The organism is uncultured Anaerococcus sp., assembly GCF_963510915.1.
Taxonomy (GTDB): Bacteria; Bacillota; Clostridia; order Tissierellales; family Peptoniphilaceae; genus Anaerococcus.
Window position 1 is genome coordinate 1 of the sequence record NZ_CAUPHG010000098.1, and the last position, 5716, is coordinate 5716.

The following is a 5716-nucleotide window of genomic DNA, read 5'->3' on the forward strand; positions in this document are numbered from 1 at the left end:
GTTGGAAGATACAAGCTCTGTTCTTGCCATTATCAATACTGGCAAGGCCTATGCATCAATGGACGCTTTGCTCGAAAACTTAAACCTTGTAATAGTTGTAATCACCTTGATTTCATCTGTTCTTGCAAGTGTAGTATTATATAATATTACAGATATAAATGTGAGTGAAAGAAAAAGAGAACTTGCTACTATAAAAGTTTTGGGATTTTTCCCTAAGGAAGTGACTTCCTATATATATAGGGAGATATTTATCTTGACCCTAATTGGAATTGTTTTGGGATTTGGTCTTGGTTATGGAATGTTTAGGTATATAATTGCTTTGGTTGCTCCAAGAAATATTATGCTTGCTTATAAGCTTCATCCACTTAGCTTTATAGTGTCAGCAACTATAACCTTGGGATTATCAATAATAATGTTAGGTCATGTTCATAAAAAATTAAAGAAAATTGATATGGCAGAGGCTATGTCAAGTGGCGAGTAATAAAGGGCGGGAGACCGTCTTTTATTATGGGAAAACTAGATAAAAAGATTAATTTCGTTATAATCATTAAAGAGGTGAAATATGAAAATTATTTTTGTAAGACATGGCCTTACTAGGGCAAATATAGATAAAAAATATTCGACACCTGATACTAGGCTTGAAGAATCGGGTTTATATATACTTGATAGGACAAAAGAACTCTTGAAAAATTACCAAATTGACGAAGTTTTTACTTCTGGTTTAATAAGGAGCCAAGAAACAGCAAAAATCTTAGGTTATAAAGATTTTACTATAGATCCAAGAATAAATGAAATGGACTTTGGAGACTTTAAGGGCCAAAGTATATTCGATGTCAGAGAAAATCATAAGGAATTTTTCTTAAAAGAAAAAGAAGCCTACTTTGATTTTCCTTATCCAAATGGTGAATCAAGAAAAGATGTGATTACAAGGCTTGGTTCATTTTTGGATGAAAAAGCCAAGGAAGATAAAAACATCCTTGCCATAAGTCACGGTATTGCTATAAGGTCAACTCTCTTTTGGATTTTAAAAGACTTAGCTAATTGGCATTATTTTTGGATAGATAATGGATCACTTACAGTTTATAATATAAGTGATAATAAAAAATTAATAGAAAGTGTAAATCTAAAATGAAATTTATCCATCTGGCTGATTGTCATCTTGGAGATAGGTTTGATTTTAAAAGTGGGCTTTCAAACCAGATTAGAGAAAATAATAAAAAATCTTTGGAAAATATCTTATCAAAAAATAAGGATGTGGATTTTTTATTAATAGCAGGTGACCTATATGAAAGGTCTTTATTCACCCTTAGAGATTATAAGGAACTTTTTGAAATACTAGGTGATTTCGGAAAAGATATTTATTATGTAGTAGGCAACCACGACTACATCGGGGATGGTAATGAAGCCATTTTAAAAATGAAACCTGCCAATCTTCACATATTTACTGATGAGAGTCTTGAGTATTATGAAAAAAATAATACAAGGATTTATGGTTTATCTTATAGGGATAGGATTTATAATGGTAATTTTCCCTATGATATAGGCTTGGATTCTGATTATTTTAATATTTTGCTTGTCCATTCTACTATTAATAATCCAGAATCTCCTTATTTAAATTTAAATCTTAATAAATTAAAGAACATGAGCTTTGACTATGTTGCCCTAGGTCACATTCATAAATGGGAAGACTTTGGAAATAATATTTACTATGCAGGCGCTATAGAACCAAGTGATTTTTCTGACCTTTATGATTATGGTTATATACTTTATGATGAAGGAGATATTGCTCATATTGATTCATCTATAATGAAATTTTATGATATAAGTCTAAGTTTGGATGATTTTAAAGATGAAAATGAAATGCTTATCTATTTGAATAATAAACTAAAAATTGATAAGGAAAACTATTTAAGATTAAGAGTTGATAGAAAGGTTAATTTGAAAAAAATAAAAGACGAGATAGGGACAAGCCATCTTGAAATAAAGGTGACCGAAGAAAACTCTCTTTTTGATTTAGTTAATTTATACCCAAACTCTTTATTAGAAAAGTATAAGAATAAATTTCCTGAAAAACTATCGGATATAGAAAAAAGAGCTCTAGAATTAGGCATAGATGCAATCTATAGGAGTAGGGATGACTAGGATTTTTATAGAAGAATTAAATATCAAATCCTTTGGTAAATTTCAAAATAAAATAATTAAACTAGATCCTAACTTTAACTTGATTTATGGTCTTAATGAATCGGGAAAAACTACTATAAAAAATTTTATAGAAGGAATGTTCTACGGTTTTGATGAGGGCAGAGTTAGGATAAGTTTTTCAAATAAAAGGGAAATTTATAGGCCAAAGGCATCTTATATCTATGCTGGCGAAATGAAAATAAGAAAAAACGGTAAATTATATTTACTTTTTAGGGATTTTGATAGCGGGGAATATAGGATAGGTAATTTAACTGATAACAAAGAAATTGGCTTAACGAAGTCCGACTTAAACGCTCCTGGTAAATTTTTTCTAGGAGTAGATTATGATATATATAAGTCCTATATTTCATCGGAACAAATTCAAGAGATTAGTTCAGATAGTAAAAAGAAAATCTTAGAAAAAATTTCTGCATCAGATATAGATTATAATTTTTCTGTTAAGAATTCTTGTGCAATTTTAGATAATAGACTAAAGGAAATTGGAACAGATAGGGCCTATACTAAGCCTTATTACAAGACAAAAGAAAATATAGAAAATTTAGAAGAAAAAATTAGCGAAATTGATAGGCTTAAAAAAGATTATTATATGTCTTTTGAAAAATTAGAAGATGAAAAAAATGTTATTGCGAGTATAGAAGATAAATACCAAGAAAAAAAGAAAATTAATCAACTATATCAGCAAAAAAGATCTGATGAAAATTTCAAATCCTATAGGAAGTGGTCTGATAAGCTTTTTGAAATAGATAAAGAATTAGAGGATTTCAAAGACATTAAAAGATTCAATGTAGAAAATATTTACAAAGAAGCCGATAAAGATACAAAAAAAGATTATAGACTTATTTATATTCTTGCAATTCTTGTATTGGCTTTAGCTGGTGTTTTTGCAAAGAAGCCTTACATCTTGTTTTTAACCCTTCCTTTTATCTTGTTAATCCTAAAATCAACTGATAAAGATGGAGGAAATAACCAAGCTGAGTATAATAATTTAAGGCGTAAATATGAACAATATCAAAGTCTTCTTGCTGAAAGAGAAAAAATTGTTGATGTCTTAGATATCCTAAAAAAACAAGACCTAAGTTTATGCCAAGATGATTATAGAAAAGATTTTGATTTTACAAATTATGATAATATAAAAGAGACGGAAGAAATTTCAAAGCTTGAGGATGAAATAAAAAATCTAAGGATAAATATTCATTTACAAGATAAGGATCTCTTAACTGTTGATAATATCATACAAAAAGAAGCGGGTCTTCGTGATGATCTAAAGTATCAAAAAGATAGGCTAGCTAAGATTGAGCAAGAGATAGAAGCGATTAAGCTTGCAGAAAAAATCATTTTGGAAATTGCCGATGAAAATAGGGCGGATGTTCACGAACTTAATAGAAAAATCAAAACTATTTTGAATGAGACAAGCAAGTCTCAATTTGATGTTTGTTTTGATAAGGATTTACAAAGTAAGATTAGGGATAAATCAAGTTTTATCTATGAAGAAAATCAGTTATCTAAAGGGTTTTTTGACCAAGTTAATCTTGCGATGAAGCTAAGCCTTGTAGAAGAGGTCATTAAAGATTCTTTTTTAATTTTTGATGACGCCTTTATAAATTATGACATTGAAAGACTTATTAGGTTTTTATACTTGATTCTAGATGAGTCTTCTAATAGACAAATTATTTATTTCACCTGTCATAAGCGAGAAGAAGAATTTTTTGTAGCTGAAAATATCAATGTTAATACACTACAATTGGAGGATAGATGATATATGCTCTAGCAGACCTGCATTTAGACTACACTGAAGAGAAGTCTATGGAGGTTTTTGGAAAAGCTTGGGAAAATTACCAGGAAAAAATCTTCACAAATTGGGAAAATAAAATAAAAGATGAAGACACTGTATTAGTACCAGGTGATATTTCATGGGCGATGGATATAAAAGATGCTCAAATTGATTTGGCAAAAATTGATAAACTCCCTGGTAGGAAAATACTGATGAAGGGCAACCATGACTATTGGTGGTCATCCCTAAATAAGCTCAACCAGCTTGGTTTCAAAACAATAGAGTTTTTACAAAATAATTCTTTTGAAATAGAAGATTATTTGATTTGTGGGACTAGGGGATGGACAAGTAGAGATAGTAGGGATTTTACCGACCATGATGAAAAGATTTATAAAAGAGAGCTTTTGAGACTAGAAAATTCGATTAGAAGTCGAAATTCAGATAAAAAGCTAATTATAAACCTCCATTACCCACCAATAAATACTGATGGGTCTTTAAACGAATTTTTTGATTTAGCCAAAGAATTTAAAGCCCATACGCTTATATATGGGCACCTTCACGGTAAGGGCCATAGATTAATTAAGGAAGGAATATTTGAAGGGGTTAAATTAATTTGCGTCTCAGGCGATTATGTTGATTTTGACCCAGTAAGGATAGGATAATGCAAAGAGAAATTGAAGTAAAAGTTTTAAATATTGTACCTGAAAAAATGGAAGAAAAATTGATAAAACTTGGTGCAGAAAAGGTAAGTAGGGAATTACAAACTAATTACACTTTTGAGCCTGAAGATGGAGCCTTTGAAAAAGGGTATCTGAGGATAAGAGAGAACTTAATTGATGGAAAAAAAGCCCCAATTGAGTTGACTTTTAAGGAAGTAAAAAACGAAAAAGATGTTAGGATTAATAATGAATTTACAGTTCATATAGATTCTGTATCGATGATGACCTCTATCTTAGATAAGATGGGTGTAAAACTAAAATATAAAGGCAATAAGGAGAGGATTTCTTATAGGTACAAAGGTCAGAGATTTGATATAGATATTTGGGATAAGAAGACCTACCCATATCCATATATGGAAATTGAATTTACTAACCAATCGAAAATTGATGAAATTCTTGACGATTTAGGGATTGAAAAGGGCATGGTTACAACAAAATCTATATCAGATTTAATTAGTGAATTATAATTTTGACAGATAGGAATATACTGGTATAATTTTAAAAAATCTAAGGAGAAGGTATGATTTCTATAAAAAATTTATTAAATTCGCACGATTTGACAAAAAAAGATTTGCTTGAAATTATTGAACTAGGAAATGCTATTTATAAGAGTCCAGCCGATTTTTCTCATTCAGCAGATGGGAAGTTATTGGGGACTCTTTTTTTTGAGCCTTCAACTAGGACAAGATTATCATTTGAATCTGCTATGCTAAGATTAGGAGGATCTGTAGTAGGATTTTCTGATGCAAGCGTGTCATCTGCCAAAAAAGGTGAGAGTCTTCAAGATACAGTTAAGACTGTAAGTCAATATGCAGATATTATTGCTATGCGTCACCCACAAGAAGGTGCAGCATATCTTGCAAGCCTTGCTGCAGATTGTCCAATTATAAATGCTGGTGATGGTGGTCACCAACATCCAACCCAAACACTTACTGATATGCTAACAATTAGTAACTACAAAGAAAGCTTTGATAACCATGTTATAGGCATCTGTGGTGATCTTAAATACGGTAGAACAGTACAT

General features: G+C 30.5%; 7 protein-coding genes. All 7 read left to right on the plus strand.

Annotated features, from left to right (window positions below; translation table 11 throughout):
* Positions 1-481, plus strand: a 481-nt coding sequence (locus RQ893_RS07695; RefSeq protein ID WP_311482449.1) for an ABC transporter permease, incomplete at its 5' end; no start/stop codon positions are given.
* Between the two features lie 81 nt (positions 482-562).
* On the plus strand, positions 563-1132 hold the full coding sequence (locus RQ893_RS07700) for a histidine phosphatase family protein (protein WP_311482450.1): 570 nt from the start codon (positions 563-565) through the stop codon (positions 1130-1132).
* Positions 1129-2142: a DNA repair exonuclease gene (locus tag RQ893_RS07705; RefSeq protein ID WP_311482451.1), complete on the plus strand. Its 1014-nt coding sequence runs from the start codon at positions 1129-1131 to the stop codon at positions 2140-2142. The genes RQ893_RS07700 and RQ893_RS07705 overlap by 4 nt, the downstream gene beginning before the upstream one ends.
* Positions 2135-3958 (plus strand): AAA family ATPase, encoded by a 1824-nt coding sequence (locus RQ893_RS07710; RefSeq protein WP_311482452.1) that lies wholly within the window; start codon positions 2135-2137, stop codon positions 3956-3958. Before RQ893_RS07705 ends, RQ893_RS07710 begins: the two co-directional genes overlap by 8 nt.
* Entirely contained in the window at positions 3955-4635 is a 681-nt protein-coding gene (locus RQ893_RS07715) for a metallophosphoesterase (RefSeq protein ID WP_311482453.1), read from the plus strand. The genes RQ893_RS07710 and RQ893_RS07715 overlap by 4 nt, the downstream gene beginning before the upstream one ends.
* Positions 4635-5159, plus strand: a complete 525-nt coding sequence (locus RQ893_RS07720; protein ID WP_311482454.1) for a class IV adenylate cyclase — start codon at positions 4635-4637, stop codon at positions 5157-5159. Before RQ893_RS07715 ends, RQ893_RS07720 begins: the two co-directional genes overlap by 1 nt.
* A gap of 53 nt (positions 5160-5212) precedes the next feature.
* Positions 5213-5716, plus strand: a 504-nt coding sequence (locus RQ893_RS07725) for an aspartate carbamoyltransferase (RefSeq protein ID WP_399523561.1), incomplete at its 3' end; no start/stop codon positions are given.

Excerpts from the sequence above, each read along its gene's own strand:
- RQ893_RS07710 (WP_311482452.1), top strand. The coding sequence starts at position 2,135 with ATGACTAGGATTTTTATAGAAGAATTAAATATCAAATCCTTTGGTAAA.
- RQ893_RS07700 (WP_311482450.1), top strand. The coding sequence starts at position 563 with ATGAAAATTATTTTTGTAAGACATGGCCTTACTAGGGCAAATATAGAT.
- RQ893_RS07720 (WP_311482454.1), top strand. The coding sequence starts at position 4,635 with ATGCAAAGAGAAATTGAAGTAAAAGTTTTAAATATTGTACCTGAAAAA.
- RQ893_RS07715 (WP_311482453.1), top strand. The coding sequence starts at position 3,955 with ATGATATATGCTCTAGCAGACCTGCATTTAGACTACACTGAAGAGAAG.
- RQ893_RS07705 (WP_311482451.1), top strand. The coding sequence starts at position 1,129 with ATGAAATTTATCCATCTGGCTGATTGTCATCTTGGAGATAGGTTTGAT.